Origin of the sequence: Brevibacterium sp. VCM10, from assembly GCF_000583215.1 — a bacterium.
Classification (GTDB): Bacteria; Actinomycetota; Actinomycetes; order Actinomycetales; family Brevibacteriaceae; genus Brevibacterium; species Brevibacterium linens.
The window spans coordinates 86,299-103,336 of record NZ_JAJB01000029.1; the positions used below are offsets into that span (position 1 = coordinate 86,299).

The 17,038-nt window shown below is 64.7% G+C and carries 15 protein-coding genes; 1 reads left to right on the forward strand and 14 read right to left on the reverse strand.

What is annotated here, in order from left to right; all coding sequences use genetic code 11:
* Window positions 1-23 precede the first annotated feature (23 nt).
* The 8 genes from AD89_RS0108960 to AD89_RS0108995 form a co-directional block, all read right to left on the reverse strand.
* On the reverse strand, window positions 24-1,181 hold the full coding sequence (locus AD89_RS0108960) for an NADH-dependent flavin oxidoreductase (RefSeq protein ID WP_025778263.1): 1,158 nt from the start codon (window positions 1,179-1,181) through the stop codon (window positions 24-26).
* Between the two features lie 133 nt (window positions 1,182-1,314).
* A complete protein-coding gene (locus tag AD89_RS20470) occupies window positions 1,315-1,593 on the reverse strand; it encodes an SDR family NAD(P)-dependent oxidoreductase (protein ID WP_025778264.1) in 279 nt (92 codons plus the stop codon).
* A 248-nt stretch (window positions 1,594-1,841) separates the two neighbouring features.
* A complete protein-coding gene (locus AD89_RS0108970) occupies window positions 1,842-2,585 on the reverse strand; it encodes an SDR family oxidoreductase (protein WP_081770403.1) in 744 nt (247 codons plus the stop codon).
* Window positions 2,575-4,482, reverse strand: coding sequence for a Na+/H+ antiporter NhaA (nhaA, locus tag AD89_RS0108975; protein WP_155807396.1), 1,908 nt, complete (start codon window positions 4,480-4,482; stop codon window positions 2,575-2,577). Before nhaA ends, AD89_RS0108970 begins: the two co-directional genes overlap by 11 nt.
* Window positions 4,482-5,249, reverse strand: a complete 768-nt coding sequence (locus AD89_RS0108980) for an SDR family oxidoreductase (protein ID WP_035320318.1) — start codon at window positions 5,247-5,249, stop codon at window positions 4,482-4,484. Before AD89_RS0108980 ends, nhaA begins: the two co-directional genes overlap by 1 nt.
* A 228-nt stretch (window positions 5,250-5,477) precedes the next feature.
* A complete protein-coding gene (locus tag AD89_RS0108985; protein ID WP_025778268.1) occupies window positions 5,478-5,858 on the reverse strand; it encodes a DUF2255 family protein in 381 nt (126 codons plus the stop codon).
* Window positions 5,859-5,937: 79 nt separating this feature from the next.
* Complete coding sequence (locus tag AD89_RS0108990; protein WP_025778269.1) at window positions 5,938-6,852, reverse strand: alpha/beta hydrolase; 915 nt, start codon at window positions 6,850-6,852, stop codon at window positions 5,938-5,940.
* 89 nt (window positions 6,853-6,941) lie between these two features.
* The gene (locus AD89_RS0108995) at window positions 6,942-7,880 is read right to left on the reverse strand and encodes an alpha/beta hydrolase (RefSeq protein WP_025778270.1); all 939 of its coding nucleotides are present in this window, start codon (window positions 7,878-7,880) and stop codon (window positions 6,942-6,944) included.
* 297 nt (window positions 7,881-8,177) lie between these two features.
* On the opposite strand from AD89_RS0108995, the gene AD89_RS0109005 reads away from it, so the two are divergent.
* A complete protein-coding gene (locus AD89_RS0109005; protein WP_025778271.1) occupies window positions 8,178-9,062 on the forward strand; it encodes a helix-turn-helix transcriptional regulator in 885 nt (294 codons plus the stop codon).
* Window positions 9,063-9,098: 36 nt separating this feature from the next.
* Here AD89_RS0109005 and AD89_RS0109010 read toward each other — a convergent pair whose 3' ends face one another.
* The 6 genes from AD89_RS0109010 to AD89_RS0109040 form a co-directional block, all read right to left on the reverse strand.
* On the reverse strand, window positions 9,099-10,520 hold the full coding sequence (locus AD89_RS0109010; RefSeq protein WP_025778272.1) for an FtsX-like permease family protein: 1,422 nt from the start codon (window positions 10,518-10,520) through the stop codon (window positions 9,099-9,101).
* Entirely contained in the window at window positions 10,517-11,293 is a 777-nt protein-coding gene (locus AD89_RS0109015) for an ABC transporter ATP-binding protein (protein ID WP_025778273.1), read from the reverse strand. The genes AD89_RS0109010 and AD89_RS0109015 overlap by 4 nt, the downstream gene beginning before the upstream one ends.
* 179 nt (window positions 11,294-11,472) lie before the next feature.
* Complete coding sequence (locus AD89_RS0109020; protein WP_155807398.1) at window positions 11,473-13,041, reverse strand: polysaccharide pyruvyl transferase family protein; 1,569 nt, start codon at window positions 13,039-13,041, stop codon at window positions 11,473-11,475.
* Between the two features lie 297 nt (window positions 13,042-13,338).
* On the reverse strand, window positions 13,339-14,931 hold the full coding sequence (gene groL / locus AD89_RS0109030; RefSeq protein ID WP_025778276.1) for a chaperonin GroEL: 1,593 nt from the start codon (window positions 14,929-14,931) through the stop codon (window positions 13,339-13,341).
* Between the two features lie 36 nt (window positions 14,932-14,967).
* A complete protein-coding gene (gene groES / locus AD89_RS0109035) occupies window positions 14,968-15,261 on the reverse strand; it encodes a co-chaperone GroES (RefSeq protein ID WP_025778277.1) in 294 nt (97 codons plus the stop codon).
* 511 nt (window positions 15,262-15,772) lie between these two features.
* On the reverse strand, window positions 15,773-16,990 hold the full coding sequence (locus AD89_RS0109040; protein ID WP_025778278.1) for a resuscitation-promoting factor: 1,218 nt from the start codon (window positions 16,988-16,990) through the stop codon (window positions 15,773-15,775).
* Window positions 16,991-17,038 lie beyond the last annotated feature (48 nt).

Consider the following 17,038-nt stretch of genomic DNA (forward strand, 5'->3'; position numbering starts at 1 on the left):
CCGGGCTGTGCCGGTCTGGTGGATCAGCTGGCGACGCGGTCGCCGTGAGAGAGCGGAAACCAGCCCGGTCTGCCTTCGATCGCCGCGCAGAGTCCCGGTGGCAGCCCGAGCTCGTCAGCGGATCTGCCCATGTCGATGGTCGTGTGGATCCGGTCGTCCCGGCCGGCGACCGCGAGTTCGGCCCACTCCGCGTTCATCACCAGACCTCGCCCGACGACCGCGGCGCTCAGCCCGGTGTCGAGCACTCGGCGTGCCTGCTCGGGGGTGAGGACACCGCCGGCGCAGATCACCGGAATGCGACCGGCGACTCGATCTCTGACACGCTCCGCCAGCGTTTCGTGCCCAACGCGCACCGACGTCTGCGTGAGCACATCTTTGAGGGAGACATGGATGTAGTCGATGCCGGACTCGATGAGCGTGTCGATGAAATCGAGGGAGTCCTCCAGCCTCAGGCCTCCTTCTGCTGACTCCTCGACCGTGATGCGGTACCCGAGCACGAAGGGCCGATCGGCATGGGCATCGATGAGCCTCCGCACTTCTCGCACGGCCTCTGCTCCGAATCGGCTGCGGCGCTCGGCCGTTCCTCCCCAGCGATCGGTCCGACGGTTGGTCAGCGGGGACAGGAAGTCCTGGAGCAGGAAGCCATGAGCTCCGTGAAGCTCGACACCGTCGAACCCCGCGTCGATCGCGCGCCGAGCGGTCTGGCCGAAATCACGGACGATGTCGTCGACTTCGTCCGATTCCAACGCCCGGCTCACTGGGCACATCTGTCCGCCGCGCGGCGCCGGATTCTCTCCGGAACTGACGACGATCCCGTCCGGGATCCGCTCAGGCACCCCTTTGCTGCCGGCATGGAAGATCTGCAGGACGGCGGCACCCCCTCCGCTGCGCATCGCCGCGGCGAGATTCCGGAGGCTCGGAAGGAATCGGTCGTCGTAGGCGGCGAACTCCTCGACGAAGCCCACTCCGTTCGGCGTCACGTGCGTGCAGCCGCTCAGGAGCATGCCCGCGCCGCGCGCCCGGTCCCGATAGAACGTCAGCTCCTCCTCCGAGATCGTGCCGTCACGGTCTGCGGAGTAGGTGGTCATCGGTGCCATGATGATCCGGTTGCGCAGAGTGATGCCTCCGGCGAACTCGAACGCTCGACTCAGAGAGGCGTCGTCCCGAGGATGAGGGTCCAACTGTGATGTCCTTTCTTTGCGGTCGCCAACCGGAATTCGGCGTGCGACGACGCTGCCGTTGCCGCGGGCGGCTCCCGGACGCCCGCGGCAGGTGGGGTCGTGTCAGCCCTGGTCGGTGGGCATGATCCAGAGTTCACCGACAGCGGTGTGCGGCGGTCGGGTGACCATGTATTCGACACCCTCGGCGATGTCCGCAGCCTGGAGCGCACGGATCCGTGACGTCGGCTGCGAGGACCAGTGCAGTCCCTCCCTCGGCCCTGATCTCCCCCGCGAGGCTCTCCAGCCGTTCCGCGCGACGAGCGACGATGGCGACCGTCGCTCCCTGGGCGGCCAGGATGCGTGCGGTGGCTTCGCCGATGCCGCTGCTGGCTCCGGTCACGAGCGCGACGGTCTGGTCAAGTGTCTTGGTCATGAGCTGTGTTCTCTCCTTGCTGATGTTGCTGATATTCGCCCTTCTCGGGCATGTGGTGTTGGACGCATCACCCACCACGACCGTGGTCCCGCGACGCGGAATCACGGTGGATCGTCGGGGACCAGCGCGCGTATCGGGTCCACACGACATCGCCGGGCAGGGCACGGAGCGATGTGAGTGCGAACGCCGCGGGACCGCGCTCGGGCAGATCCGAGGTGCGTTCGAAGAGGTTCAGGGTTCCGATCGTGTCAGACCCAACCCTGTTCGGTGCTGATGAGAGTGATGTCGTGAAGCTGAACCCCGGCCGGTTGGCTGAGCACGAACATGACCGTGTCACTGAGATCCTCGGGGGTCATCATGTTCTCTTCCAACCGATCGAAGTCCGCCGTATAGAGTTCGTGCCAATCGACCGCTTCGGATTTCACATAGCCGAAGTCGATGCTCGTCGCGCGCAGCCCGCGGGAGGCGAACTCGGTGCGGAGGTGAGAGGTGAAGGTCCGTTGCGCGCTCGAGCCGGCGCCGTAGACACTCGCTCCACGGAAGAAGGCCTCACTGCCGACAGATCCGAGGATGACGACATCGGAGCCGGCGCCCGCCGCTGCGGAATCGACGAGAGTGGGCACGAGGCGTCTGATGAGAGCGACGTTCGCAGTCACGTTGACGTCAAGGACCCGCGCCCACTCCTCGGCGCTGTAGTCGAGGAACTGGGCGATGCGAGTGATGCCGGCGCAGGCGATGACCCCGTTGATCTGCGGACGACTGGCAAGGATGTCGTCGACTGCTGCTTCGCACGCCGCGTCGTCGGTGATGTCGATCTGATGGAATTCAGCGACACGGTCTGCCAAAGAGGACGGCAGAGGTTCCCGGTCGATGACGACGACCTCGTGGTCGAGGTCGATGAGACGGCGCGTGATCACAGACCCGATGAGGCCCGATCCACCCGTCACTACGAACGAGCTGTTCAACTTGCCTTCCGATGCCTCAAACATCATCACTGTGCCTTTCGGTCGAGGTGGATTCGGTTGACGCAGGCCCTGAGGCCCCCGTCCCAGCAGCGGCAGCCTCGGCGGAGTCCGTCTCGGCCGTTCGCGTCTCCTCGATCTCGGCGATGATGGCTTCCGGCTCCAGTTCGCCTGTGTAAACCAGTCCGTTGACGAAGAATCCGGGGCCGCTTGTGATGCCCATCGACTCCGCGTCGACGAAGTCCTCGTTGACCCGTGCACGGCGCTCGCTGCGACGCAGATCCTCTTCGACACGGGAGAGGTTGGCCCCGACGTTGACCGTCGCGCGCAGCAGACTGCGATTGTCGATGGCCTCCTGCTCGCTCATCTCATTGAGCTGGCTGCGCATCGACCAGAACAGCTCCGGGGACTGCGCAGCGACCGCTTCGAGCGCCTCGGGCGTCTGGTCCGGAGCTTCCTCGGTGGGCGGAAGGTGCCTGAAGACGTATATGAGATCCTCATCGAAATGATCGCGCACCCGCTGCACGAGATCCTCGGTGGCAAGGTCGTCGAGTCCGCCGAACGACCCGTATTCGACGAGCGAATACGGCGCGTGCGCATCGCCGAGGCAGTGGTCGCGCGCCGGATCGATATCGCGTTCGAGACGTTGCCTCTCCGGTGCTCGAGCTTCGTCGTAGCGCGCGGTGAGGGTCAGTGAGATGAAACCGAGACCCGCGGCGATGACGGAGGCGAGCAGGATGCCGATCCGGGCGTCGGACTGGGCGACGGGGTCATCGATCGCGAGGTCGACGATGAACAGCGAGATCGTGAACCCGATGCCCGTCAGCAGTGAGCCCGAGGCGATGTGACGACCTCTGAGAGCCGGCGGCATCTCGCCTATCTTGAGGAGCTTGCCGAGGTAGGCGGCACCGAAGACGCCAATGAACTTACCGACGACGAGGCTGACGACGACGCCCCACATGAGGGTCGAAGCGAACGCGTGGCCGAGCGATTCCCCTGTAATTTCGACGCCCGCATTGGACAGGGCGAAGAGGGGAACGACGATGAACGTCACCGCCCGGGCAAGGTTGAGCTGGAAGCGGTCGTTGATCGACACCGAGCTGAGGATGCCCTCGACGGCGGCCTTGCCGCGCGCGGCGTCTGGGGACCGCCGGAAGCGGCTTGTGAGATCGTTTGCGGCGTTGACACGCTCTCTCTGCGGCGGGAACACCGGCAGCAGAAGTGCCGTGACGACACCGGCGATCGTCGCATGGATCCCCGACTGGTAGACGGCGACCCAGAGCGCGCTGCCAAGGACGACGTAGACGATCGCCCGCCAAGTCTGCAGGCGCTGAGCAGCGAAGATGAGCACAGCGATGACGACGGCGATGCCGACCCAGACGAAGTTGAGCGCCTCCGTGTAGACCACCGCGATGACGGCCAGTGCCCCGATGTCGTCGACGACGGCCAGGGCGAGGAGGAAGATGCGCAGCTGGACAGGAATGCGGGAGCCGAACGCAGCGAGGATGCCGACGACGAACGCTGTGTCGGTGGAGATGACGGTGCCCCAGGCACCCACTTCTGCGGTTCCCCAATTGATGACGACGAAGAGGACCGCCGGGATGGCGAGGCCTCCGACGGCGGCGAAGATCGGCAGGCTCGCACGTCTGAGATCGTGGAGCTCGCCGAGCACGAAGTCCTTCTTCACTTCGAGGCTGACGAGGAAGAAGAAGATCGCCATGAGACCATCGTTGATCCAGTGCTGGAGGCTGAGGTGGAATCCTCCATCTCCGACAGCGATTCCCACCTCGGTGTGCCAGAAACCGTCGTAGGAGTCGGAACCGAGGTTCGCCCACAGCAGAGCGATGAGCGTTGCCCCGAGGAGCATGATCGCCCCTGAGCTCTCCGCGGCGAGAAAGGACTGGAAGCGTTGCCTGAGTCCGGACATCACGCGTCCACCACTCTCAGGGTCACCTCGGCGAGGTTGGCGCGAAGCGGCAGTCTGGTGGCGAAGTCGACGACTTCGGCTACGCTCGCGGGTCCTGTGGAGGCCTCGTCCCACCGGTGATCGGCTCGATCATCCTCACCGGTCTCGCCGATGGCATCCTCGCCGAGGTCGGGGTCAGCGTATTCAGCCGCGAGATGATGTATCCGGACCCCTTGGGGACCGAGTTCCGCGCGCAGGTGCTTGGCGAGCTGAGCCTGCGCCGCGGTGATAGCGGAGAAGACACCGTATCGTTGGCTGCGTTTGCGGGCTTGGGGTGAGCCGAGGATGACGATGTCGGCGGCTCGACCGTCCGCCGCAGCGGCGAGGACGCCGTCCATGAAGGTCTGAACAGTATGGAGCATGCCTTCGAAGTTCGTGTTGATCATCGAGGACCATTCGGCCGGGACAGCGGTGGGGAACTCGGCGGTGCGGAGAATTGTCGCTCCGACGACAATGAGATCGGGATCGGCGTCGAAGCCCTCACGGATGGCTTCTCTCGCTTCGACGACATCGAACGGCTCGCGGACGTCGGCACTGATGGTCATAGTCGAATCCTGGTGCTGAAGCTGCGACTTCAATCGCTGGAGTTTGCGGGCGTTGCGGGCCAGCAGGACGACGTTCTCACCGCGGGCATCGAGTTTTCGTGCAATCGCCGAACCGATCAGGCCTGTCGCTCCAGTGACAAGGGCCAATCGTGGATCGCTTGGACGTGCATTGCTCGCGATCATGTTTGTCCATTCATCGTCGTAGGAGGTCCACAGGTGGATTTCTTCGCTGCCAGCCGCCTGGAAGCTGCTCTTCACAAGAGGGCGGTGGATCGACCACCAGTCTCTTGGCGCCGTGCGCTGGGTACATACTATATCGGCCGACATCGTGCCCTGACGCAAGGTCGCCTGCAGGGAATGGTCCCGGGAACCGTCGTACGACGGTTCCCGGGACCATTCGCGTCGTCCGGGTCAGTCCGCAGGGACGACTTCGAGGGTGTTCCGGCGCACCGGTTCGGTCGACATCGTCACCGAGTACTGACTCTCGGCGTACTTGTCGAGGAACGAGGCGTCGACGGCCTGGTTCGTCTCCTCGTCCGCGGAGTCGACAGGCACGAAGCGCACATCCTTCTCCACGCCGCCCGCAGAGATCCGTCCGCGACCGGTCTCCAGGGCGGGGCCGTACCACTTGCCCTGTGTGCCGTTGAAGGAGCGGATGAAGATCCGCTCTCCCACCGGCACGGACCAGATGTCAACGCTCTTCGGCGTCGTTCCGTCCGGGAGGGTCGCCCCGACGGTGAAGTAGGTCTCGGCGTTGATGCGGTTCAGTTCGTCTTCGGTCCATGCAGCCATTGTCTCGGCCATCCTTTCGATTGGACGGATCGTCGCCCCGCACCGTTGGCGCGGGGCGACGGTTGCCCTTTTCTTCGCTTCAGAGCTTGTCGGTGAAGAAGGGTCCGAGCTTGCTCACTGCCTCGGCGACCTCCTTCTCACCGTCGTAGAGCTCCATGTGGTTCGCGCCCTCAATGACGTGGGAGGCCTTGTCGGCACTCGCCGCGCGCTCATAGAGGTCATCGCTCATCCACTTCGAGCCGGCCTCGCTGCCCGCGATCACCAGCAGCGGCTGAGTGAGGAAGGCCTCGGCCTTGTGGAAGGCGTCGTAGGTGATGATCTGCGAGAGGCTCCGTGCGGTCATGAAGCCAGGAGCGTTCGGGTGCTCGCAGCGGGGAGTGTGGTAGTACTCCCACGCCTGACGCAGCTCCTCGTTCGGAGCCTCCTCCTCCTTCATCGGGGCCAGGGGGAACGGGTTGTCCTGACCGGCGGCGTCGGTGGTGCGCGCATCCGAACCCATCTTCAGCACCGGGAAGGCGTCGGCATCGGCGACATCGTTGGTCCACCCGTTGCGGAACATCTGACCGATGTTGACCAGGCTCACCGTACCCACCGCCTTGATGCGCGGATCGTTGATCGCGGCGTTCGCGGTGTAGCCGGCCCCGGCGCAGATGCCCATTCCGCCGATCCGCTCGTTGTCGACGTAGTCGAGCCCTGTCAGGTAGTCGACCACGGCGGACACGTCTTCGGTGCGGATGTGCGGGTTCTCCAGCTGGCGCGGCTCACCGGTGCTCGCACCCTGGAAGGACGCATCATAGGCGACGGTGACGAAGCCGAACTCCGCGAGCTTGCCCGCGTAGAGCCCGGCGGTCTGCTCCTTGACGCCGCCGCCCGGATGGGAGACGACGATCGCCGGGTACTGCTTGGTGGAGTCGAAGTCCTGTGGGAAGTTGATCACGGCCGCCAGGGTGGTGCCGTAGCCGTTGAGGGTCTTGATGTCGATGTTCTCGCTCATGATTCTCTCCTTGGTTGGTTATTTGTGTCGCTCGGTTGCTGGTACTGCTCGGCTCGTCGATCGGTGAGCACTGATTTGTGATCGTGCGCTCACAGATGCGAGCCGAAGAATCCGGTTGCTGCCTTGATCGCCTCAGCGGTGGGTTCCGGCTGGTCGTAGAGGTCGTAGTGGGACGTGTCCGGTACGACGAGGAGCTGCTTGTCCTTCGAGGCGGCACGACCGTAGATCTCCTGCCCGTCACGGTAGGCACCGAACCCGCCGGGCTTGTCGCCGATGACGACGAGCAGCGGCTGAGTGAGCAGCTGCTCGGCATCGAAGAACGCATCCCAGCCGACTGCTGCCGAACGCCGCGAGAACGCTGCGCTCGTGGCGCCGCCGGGCGCCTGACCGCGGTCGGTCTTGTAGTAGTCGGTGGCCTCGAGCATGTCGATGTCGTCGACGCCCGCTTTCTTTCCCGCCTCGACGGATTCGGGCAGGTAGTCATCGACACGGGCCTTCTCGCCGCGGGCCTCGGCAGTGCGCTGCGCAGCCATCTGCTCCAGAGCAGCGATCGGGTCGTACTGGCTGAATGCCTCACGACTGAGCCGGCCGAAGTTCACCCCGGTGATGGAGGTGACGGCCTTGAGGCGGCGATCGGTCATGGTCGCGCTGATGACATACCCGCCACCGCCGCACACTCCGATTCCGCCGATCCGGTCGGCATCGACGTAGGGAAGTGTGACGAGGTGGTCGATCGCCACCTTGATGTCTTCGACGCGCTGCGCGGGATCCTCGACGAGGCGCGGCTGCCCACCGCTCTCTCCCTGATAGCTGGCGTCGAATGCCAGCACCACATACCCAGCATCGGCCAGGGCTTTTGCATACACATTCCCTGCCGTCTGCTCCTTGCAGCTGCCGATGGGATGCACGCTGACGATCGCCGGATACGACCCGTCCGGGTCGAATCCCTCTGGGCGGTGAATGATGCCTGCCAGGTCCCAGGCCATTCCCGGAGAACGAAAGCTCACGCGCTCCGTACCTTCAGTCATCGGTTCCTCCAAGCTCGGTCGTGGTCGTGGTCGTCGAAGAGATCGGATCGGTCCCGATCTCTTCGACACCACCCATACTTCTCGGGTCTGCCTGTTCGCGGTAGGTTCTGTCAGAACCCCCTTCGCCGATCGTGCGCAGCTCTTCTTCGATCGGGCGCCTCCCGTTCGAACGCGAGCCTCCCGTTCGGAGGGGCGCCTCCCGTTCGAACGCGAGCCTCCCGTTCGAACGGGCGCCGCCTCGTTCGGAGGTTCTCAGAGAACCTGGCTCCCGACGATGACGGTCCTTAGCATGGTGATATGAGCGCGAAAGACGAGAGAGTACGGGACTTCCTCACCACTCGCCGGGCGAAAATCACTCCGGACATGGTCGGACTGCCCACCGGCAGCGGTGTGCGACGCGTCCCCGGTCTGCGCCGAGAAGAGGTCGCGATGCTGTCCGGAGTGTCCGTGGACTATTACACGCGGATCGAGAAGGGCGACTTGAGCGGCGTCTCCGACGAGATCCTCGACGCCCTCGCCCGGACGCTGCAGCTGGGTGACGACGAGACCGCCTACCTCTACGACCTGGCCCGCACGTCCCGTCGGCCCTCGCGGGCACGTCGGCACCCGAGGTCTGCGGCGTCCGTACCGCGGCAGGTTCAGCTGCTCATCGATTCGATGAGTGAGTCACCGGTGGTCGCGCTGAACCAACAGCTCGATATCGTCGCGGCGAATACTCTCGGCCGGGCCCTCTTCGACGTCGTCTTTGCCAGCCCCACGAAGAGGTCCGACTCCGCCCCGCCGAACATGGCTGCATTCGTCTTCCTCGATCCCGCAGCCGACACCTTCTTCGGCAACATCGACGAGGCGGCCGGCACCTGCGTGCGCATGCTGCGAGCCCAGGCCGGCAAGACTCCGCACAACAGGCAGCTGACCCAGCTCATCGGCGAGCTGTCCACGAGAAGCACGGACTTCAGCGCACGCTGGGCCGCCCACGATGTCGGCATCCACCGCACCGGCGCCAAGACACTTCACCATCACGAGGTCGGCGAACTCGATCTCGGATTCGAAGAGCTCGCTCTTGCCTCCTTACCGTCCATCGCACTGTCGACCTATGTCGCCGAGCCTGATTCGCCGACCTCGGAGAAGCTGCGGCTGCTGGCGACCTGGGCGGCGACGGAGAAAGTGACAGCGCAGCAGTAGCCGGAAGCGGTCGGCCGTACCTCCGGCCCCCGCACCTCACACGGCTTCGAGCGCCTCGACGGGACTGATCGATGTGGCTGCGCGGGCGGGTTCGCGGCTGGCGACGAACACGGCGATGAGGGTGCCGGCGATGACCGCGATGACGACCGTCCAGGGCACGCTCGGGGCGAAGAGGCCGAGCAGAGGTGAGAGCAGGGTCAGCGCGCCGACCCAGCCGAACCCGATGCCCAACGGCACGGCGACCAGGCAGGCGGTCAAGCTCAGCTGCAGGCCTTCGGCGGTGATCATCCGCCGCACGCGCTTCGGGGTCTGGCCGAGCGCCATGAGCAGGCCGATCTCCTGCGTGCGCTGACGCACCGAGAGCATGAGCGTGTTCGCGACGCCGATGACGGCGATGATCACGGAGAAGAGAATGAGGGCCAGCGCGAACAGCATCGACTTGTCGATGACGGTGGCCAGCGCGTCCTCGAGGCCGCCCCACCCTTCCTCGCCGAGTGACCGCGCGTACCGCAGCAGCTGGTCGCGGAAGGTGGTCATGGCGGTGGCGAACATGACGATGAGCGTGATGCCGATGACGAGTCCGATGACCGTGCGGGCATTCCGGGTGGGATGGCGGGCGATCGTCGAGGCGGCCAACCGGGACACCGCGGTGCGCCCGCACAGCCAGCCGATCGCCGCCTGCAGGGGCGGCAGGATCCACGGATGGCCGATGATGACGCCGAGGAAGGTCAGGCTCGACCCCAATGCGGTGAGCACCACGCTGATCAGGCTGATCCGATGGTCGGCGGCCCCGATCACGGCGTTGACGAGGAACGTCAGACCCATCGACAGCAGAATCAGCGAGGCCGTGAGTCCGCCCAATGAGGCGCGGGCATCCTCCGGCCGGACCTCCACCGCCTGCGAGGTCGCCTCGATCGGCGAGATCCCCGTGATGCGGCGCGCCCCCAGGTACGCCGAAGCCCAAGTCACGATGATGGTGGCGAGGGCGGGAACGGCCATGGTCGGGGTGAGGAGGGCGACCTCCTCGGTGATGGCGTTGCCCAGAAAATTCTGGGCAGCTTTCGCCAGCCCGGTCGACGCTGCGAAGGCGAGCACCGCCGCGGGGACGGAGATGATCAGTCCCTCCGCCGAGGCGGCCCTGCGCAGCCGTTTCGACGACGCCCCGATGAGGCGCAGCAGGGCCAGCTGGCGGCTGCGACCGGCGATGATGATCGAGAACGTGTTCGCGATGACGATCGCGGAGACGAAGAGAGCGATGAGGAAGAAGGTGAACCCGACCATCGTCAGCAGGTTCTGCGCGGTCTCGGATTCGGCGATGATCTTCTCGGACGACAGCCACGCCGTGAGGATCGCGATGCCCTGCATGATCGCGGTGCCGAAGAGGGCGGCGATGAAGACGACGAGGACGCTGGGGAGGAACTGCCGCGGGTTGGTCCGGATTTCGCGCAGTGGGTTCATCGGCTCACCGCAGTGTCGGCGCGTTCGTCGATGTCGAGCATGGTCGAGGCGATCGCCTCGGCGGTGATGGCGTCATTCAGTTCGGCCACCGGGGTGCCGTCGGCGATGAAGATGACGCGGTCGGCATGGGCGGCGACGATCGGGTCGTGGGTGACGAGCACGATCGACTGGCCGAAGTCCCGGACGGCCTCGACCATGATCGCCATGACCTCGCGGCCGGACTTCGCATCGAGGTTGCCGGTCGGTTCGTCGGCGAAGAGGATATCGGGGCGGGTTGCGAGTGCCCGGGCGATGGCGGTGCGCTGCTGTTGGCCGCCGGAGAGCTCGTTGGGTCGGTGCTTGAGCCGGTCCTCCAACCCCAGGCGGTGGACAACAGTGGAGATCCAGGCGCGTTCGTCGGCGTTCGGTCGCCGGTCGTCGAGTTCGAAGGGCAGCCGGATGTTCTCTTTGACGGTGAGGGTGGGCACGAGGTTGAAGGCCTGGAAGACGAACCCGATCCGGCGCCGGCGCAGAGCCGTGAGATCGTCGTCGCCAAGCGTGGTGATCTCCTGCTCGCCGAGGCGGACCTCTCCGGAAGTCGGCCGGTCGAGTCCGGCGAGGACGTGCATGAGGGTTGACTTCCCGGACCCCGAGGGGCCCATCACCGCGGTCAGCTCGGCCGGTGCGATGTCGAGGCTGACCCCGCTGAGGGCCGTGACGGCCGCCCCTTTCGGATCGAAGACCTTCGAAACGTCGCGGAGTCGGGCGATGGGCATCGTTGGGCCGGTGGTCATAGAGTCCCTCATGCGTCGGTGCAAGCTGTCATTTCCAGACTAACGAGGATCAGGCTTCAGAAACATGAAAAGCGACTGGCCAGTAGGTGTGAGGCGGCTGTGCGAGGGCACGATCCGCTTGGGCCCGCCCACGGAGCGTACCTTCTGGCTCTCCCACCTTCGAGAGCGAAGCTGAGACCCTACCTGCGAGCGGCACGCAGCCGGCGATATGTGCGACGGGCGAACTCCGTGGTTCGGCGACCTGCGGTTTCGACGCGCCGGGCTGCTCGGACAGCAGGTTCGGACTCGCGCCGCTCATCACGTCGGCGGGCCTCGTCGCGTTCGGTGCGTAAGCGCTGCAGCTGCGACTTCACCGCCTGCACCTCTTCGTTCGCCCGTGCCGCCTTCCGGTCCTTGAGCGCCATCACCAGCCCGTAGTTCTGGACGGCGTTGAGACGTTCACGGACTACGCCGATGTTGCCGACGTATGGGTTGTCGATCGCTTCGGCGTGGAAGAAGCCGGGTGCTTCGGTCTCCGTCGCTCCGGGGGTGTCGCCCAGCGTCTTCGCGACGACGAAGTCCCACCACTGCTGATGCTCAGCGCGGCGCTTCTGCGACTGTGCACTCAGTCGGCCCGTGAGCTCGTCTCGGTTTCCCACCGCGCCGACGGCAGTCGACACGATGTCGTCGACCGAATCGAGCGGCAGCACGTAATCCTCCATGCCGACGTTCTCCGCAGCTCCCCTCATCCGGATGGACGAATAGAGGTTGGGTGCCAATGAGACGAAGGGAATGCCCGCGGCTCCGGCGAAGATCGCCGCGTGGTAACGGGTGCCGACGACCATGTGGGCCTGCTCTGTCAGAGCGATGAGCTCTCGTGCGGTGAGCATCCGCGTGGGAACGACCTCGGCGTGCCCGCTGGCCTGAGCGATCTTCGGGTCGGTGAGCTGGTCTCTCGTCTCCGGTGCCGGGGGCAGAGCCCCTCCGTGCGGCACAAGCAGCACCCGCAGGCCGGTATCCTCGGCGAGTCGACGAGTGAGTTCTGCCAGTCGCGCATGGTATTCGTCATCACTGAGCATCGGGGTCGAGGCCTTCTCGGCGAAGCTGGCCAGGATGAATGGCCGCTCGGTCAGATCAGATACGGCAGACCGGTCCTCGTCGCGGGCTGTCAATGAGAACGCGTCGTCGACCTGACGGCGCACCGTCGCGGAACCTCGTCCGAGATCGTCGACGAGCTGGGTCGTGTAGCTTTCGCGGGTTCCGACGAACTCCGCCTCGGCGAGGAGGTCGTGGACGATGTCCCGATCCTCGTCGTAGATGAGCGGCCCGAGCGTCTGGCTGGTCAGCGCATACGGTTTGCCGAGGGCACGGGCGACCTTCGCCAGGGTCGCACGCTCGTAGATGTGATGGGCGAACATCGAGTTGAGGTTGCCACCGCCCGCGATGAGGACGGCCTCGGACTTCCGGACTGCATCGACGACGTCGATCGCCGGGTCATCTGCCTTCAGCGCAGTCCGATCTCCGGCGACGTAGTCGAGGATCTTCTTCATCCGAGAGGTATTGGGACGGCGGTCGCGCCTGAATCCGATGCGTCTGACAGCGTCGACGCCGTACATTTCGCTCGCGTGCTGGGGTTCACCGGCGATAAGCGTGATGGCGATATCCGCTCGGGCACTAAGCTCATCGATGGCCAGTTCCGTCATCGCCTCATCGCCGAGGTGGTAGAACTGACTCCACCCGACATCGCCGATCATCGTAATTCTCTTCATGGGTCCCTTGTTCACTTCACGGAGTGCAGAAGTTCAATCGAATGTTCCGATCACTGTAACCACAGCGATGCGTTCGATCGTGAACTGCACCTGTCCCCGAGGTGAATACGTTCGCATCGAAGTCGACAACGGAGACAGCCGCGGAGGCGACCGCCCTGAACGCATTGAAAGTGTGGCGGGCCGCCTCGGCGAGGGTGCATACGCCGATGAGTGCGAGAGTGAATGCGACAGTGGCCCGGAACGTGATGTTCCGGGCCACTGTCGTGGTCAGAGTTGACTGACGTCCGAGCGGGTCGCTCAGTCCTCGTCTTCCTCGTCCTTCTTCTCGACGACCAGGGTCTCGGTGGTGAGAACCAGGGCGGCGATCGAAGCGGCGTTGCGCAGTGCCGAACGGGTGACCTTGACGGGGTCGATGATTCCGGCGCCGATGAGGTCGCCGTATTCGTCGATGGCGGCGTTGTAGCCCTGGCCGGACTCGAGGTCCTGGACCTTGGCGACGACGACGTAGCCGTCCTGGCCGGCGTTGGCGGCGATCCAGCGCAGCGGCTGGACGACTCCGCGCTTGACGATCTCGGCACCGGTGAGTGCGTCACCGGTCAGACCGAGGTCGTTGCCGTCGAGAACCTTCGCAGCGTGGATCAGAGCTGATCCACCACCGGCGACGACGCCCTCTTCGATGGCGGCACGAGTAGCGGACACAGCGTCTTCGACGCGGTGCTTGCGCTCCTTGAGCTCCACCTCGGTGGCGGCGCCGACCTTGATGACGGCGACTCCGCCGGAGAGCTTGGCCAAGCGCTCCTGCAGCTTCTCACGGTCCCAGTCGGAATCGGTGTTCTCGACCTCGGCGCGGATCTGTGCGACACGACCGGCAACAGCATCGTCGGAACCAGCACCATCGATGATGGTGGTGTTGTCCTTGGTGACGGTGATGGTGCGGGCGTTGCCGAGCTCTTCCAGGGTGACCTGGTCGAGCTTCATGCCCATGTCCGGGGTGACGACCTGGCCACCGGTGAGGACGGCGAGGTCCTCGAGGATGGCCTTGCGGCGGTCACCGAAGCCGGGAGCCTTGACGGCGGCGACGTTGATGATTCCGCGCAGCTTGTTGACGACCAGGGTCGACAGTGCCTCACCCTCGATGTCCTCGGCGACGATGAACAGCGGCTTGCCGGCCTGCTGCACCTTCTCGAGGACGGGCAGGAGCTCCTGGATGTTGGAGATCTTGCCCTGGTTGATGAGAATGAGCGCGTCGGAGAGCACAGCCTCCTGACGATCAGCATCGGTCACGAAGTGCGGCGACAGGAAGCCCTTGTCGAACTGCATTCCTTCGGTGATCTCGAGCTCGACGGACGCGGCCTGCGACTCGTCGATCGTGATGACGCCGTCCTTGCCGACCTTGTCGAAGGCATCGGCGATGAGCTTGCCGATCTCGGGCGACTGAGCCGACAGACCGGCGACGTGTGCGATCTCCGAGGAGTCGGCGACGTCGCGGGCGATCGTGCCCAGCTGCTGCGAGACGGCCTCGACGGCGGTCTCGATGCCGCGCTTGAGCTGTCCGGGTGCGGCACCTGCGGCAACGTTGCGCAGTCCTTCGTTGACGAAGGCCTGAGCGAGAACGGTCGCGGTGGTGGTTCCGTCGCCGGCGATGTCGTTGGTCTTGGTGGCGACTTCCTTGGCCAGCTGTGCGCCGAGGTTCTCGTACGCATCGTCGACCTCGACCTCACGGGCGATGGTCACACCATCGTTCGTGATCGTGGGAGCGCCCCACTTCTTGTCGAGCACGACGTTGCGGCCCTTGGGTCCCAGTGTCACCTTGACGGTGTCGGCCAGGGTGTTGACACCCTTTTCGAGTGCACGACGGGCTTCGTCGTTGAATTCCAATGATTTAGGCATTCGTCCTCCTGTCAGTGAAGTGGTTGTTCAGGGGATTCAGCCGATGACGGCGAGCACGTCGCGAGCCGAGAGCACGAGGAACTCTTCGCCTGCGTACTTGACTTCGGTGCCTCCGAACTTGGAGTAGATGACCTTGTCGCCGACGGCGACGTCGACCGGCACGCGGTTGCCGTTGTCAGCAACGCGGCCCGGGCCCACTGCGACAACTTCGCCTTCCTGAGGCTTCTCCTTGGCGGTTTCGGGAATGACCAGACCACTGGCGGTAGTCTGTTCTGCTTCGACCTGACGGATGACAATCCGATCTTCGAGTGGCTTGATGGAGACCGACATATCGGGCCCTCTCCCTTCGCTGGGTTCTATTTCATCGAGTCAGACGGCGGCTGCTGCCATGAACCTCTCGTCGTCGCGGGTGCCGAGCGATTCGACCGTCTCATGAAACTGGCACTCAATGAGTGCTAGTGCTAATTCTGACTCTAGAACGCTCTTAGCACTCGGTCAACTTGAGTGCCAGCAATTCGTCATGCTCTGGGCGAAAGTTCAGTTCGGGGGCTGCGTGTGGGGGCTGCGCGGGGGTGGCACCGGTGTCGACTTCCGTTGGCACCGGTGTCGAGTTCCGGTCGATCCGTGCGGGAATGCGCGGGTCTTTCCAGCACGGATCGTCCGCAACTCGCACCTCCACCCTGCCCCGACGGGCACGAAAGAGCGTGGGCCCCGAGGATTCTTCCTCGGGGCCCACGCTCCTTGCTGACCGCCTCAGCTCAGTTGTCGATATCTGTTGTCAATGGCGGCCAGAGTTCAATGCCGTCAGGCGCCCAGTCGGCACCCCGGCTCCGATCTCAGATCAGGCGCAGGCCCACTGTCCCCAGCCGGCTGCGGCCTGGAGCTTCTTGGCACGCTCGAACTGCTCCCGCGGGCTGGCATCGATCGGGTTGCCGCTGCCGCCCATGGACTGCCAGGTGGCGAGCTTGAACTGGAACAGACCGAAGTGCGCGCGGTTCGACTGGTTCACCGCACGAGGGTTGAAGTTCGACTCGCACTTGGCGACCTGGTACCACTTGGATCCGGGTCCGCCGAGCATCGCCTTGATCTCAGCGGTGGACATGGAACCGCCGCTCGATCCGGAGCCGCCGCCGGTGCTCGAGTCACCGGAGTCGCCCGAACCGGAATCGCCGGAGTCACCCGAGTCGGAGCCTCCGGTGTCGGCCGGTTCTTCCTTCTTCTTGGTGCCCTGGATGACGACCTTGGTCTTGGGTTCGGAGAGGACCTTCTCGTCCTTCTTCTCCTTCTTGACCTCTTCGCCGTTGATCATCTTGACCTTGTAGGTGACCTGCTTCACGCCATCCTTGCCCTCGGTCTCGACCTTGGTCTCGCCCTCGTAGAGGGAGTCGGACTTCTTGGTCTCGACCTTGGCCTTGATGGCCTGCTTGTCCTTGACGGTGTCGTTCTCCACGCGGTTGACCGTGAGCACCTGGCCGTCGGAGACCTCGGCGGACATCGGTACGGACAAGAAGTCGTCCTCATCGAGCTTGACGCCCGTGTCCTTAAGCGCCTCCTTCGCGGTGCCCACAGCGGCCGAGACCTTGTGGTCCTTGCCGTCGGCGACGACGGTGAGGTCCTTCGACGTGGTCACCTCGATGTCGTTGCCCTCGTCCTTCAGCCGCTGGCTGGCCTTCGCGTTGAGGTCGGCGCCCTTCGCGTCGACGCCGAGGTCGGCCAGAGCCTGACCCACGGTGTTCGCGTTGGTCCATTCGTCGGATTCCTTGCCATCGACGGACAGCGCCACCTTCTTCGCCGTGTTGACGGTGATCGTCATGTCACGGTCGACCTTGGTGCCCACACCGGGCTTGACCTGGTCGCGCTTATCGACATCGATTTCGTGGCTGTCGAGGATGTCCCCGACCGTTCCGCCGAAGGTCCGGATCTCTTCGGCCTGCCCGTTGACCTCCAAGGTCACAGGCTTGTTCATGGTCACAACCGCGCCCGTGCCACCGACGAGTCCGGTGATCACGACCGCCTGTGCAGCGATCTGAACCTTGCGGTTCTTCAGAAAATCAATCACAAAAATATCCCTGAGCAGAGTTTATCGACCCGTTCACTGTAACCGATT